Raw genomic sequence first — 886 nt, forward strand, 5'->3', positions numbered from 1 at the left:
AGGGTCTTACAGCAGAGGTAGAAAGTAGTAAAGAGGATAAAGTTGATCCAACGAATCGTGTAGTAAGGGTTGGTAATAAGAAGGTTACAGCTAGTGGTAATACGGCAACGACTACAATGTATGATGTTGATCCTAATACTGGTAAGTTAAGTAATCCTCATACTCCTCCGACTCCAAATCCAAATCCTGAAACGCCAGGACAGGGTGGAACTGTGACGCCAGGACAGGGTGGAACTGAAACACCAGGACAAGGTGGAACTGAAACACCAGGACAAGGTGGAACTGGTGGAACTGTGACGCCAGGACAGGGTGGAACTGTGACGCCAGGAACTGGAACTGTGACACCAGGACAGGGTGGAACTGAAACGCCAGGACAAGGTGTAACTGTTACGCCAGGACAAGGTGGAACTGAAACACCAGGACAGGGTGGAACTGAAACGCCAGGACAAGGTGGAACTGGAACTGAAACACCAGGAACTGGAACTGTTACACCAGGACAAGGCGGAACTGTGACGCCAGGACAAGGTGGAACTGAAACACCAGGAACTGGAACTGTGACACCAGGAACTGGAACTGTGACGCCAGGACAAGGTGGAACTGTGACGCCAGGAACTGGAACTGTGACACCAGGACAAGGTGGAACTGTGACGCCAGGACAAGGCGGAACTGAAACACCAGGAACTGGAACTGTGACACCAGGACAAGGTGGAACTGTGACGCCAGGACAAGGCGGAACTGAAACGCCAGGAACTGGAACTGTGACGCCAGGACAAGGTGGAACTGAAACACCAGGAACTGGAACTGTTACACCAGGACAAGGCGGAACTGAAACACCAGGAACTGGAACTGTGACACCAGGACAAGGTGGAACTGTGACGCCAGGACA

1 protein-coding gene is annotated in these 886 nt (G+C 51.7%); it reads left to right on the forward strand.

Annotated features, from left to right (window positions below):
- Positions 1-886, forward strand: an 886-nt coding sequence (locus AC1EKB_RS06200) for a hypothetical protein (RefSeq protein ID WP_481249148.1), incomplete at both ends; no start/stop codon positions are given.

The sequence above is a fragment of the Gardnerella sialicivorans subsp. sialicivorans genome, assembly GCF_056746795.1.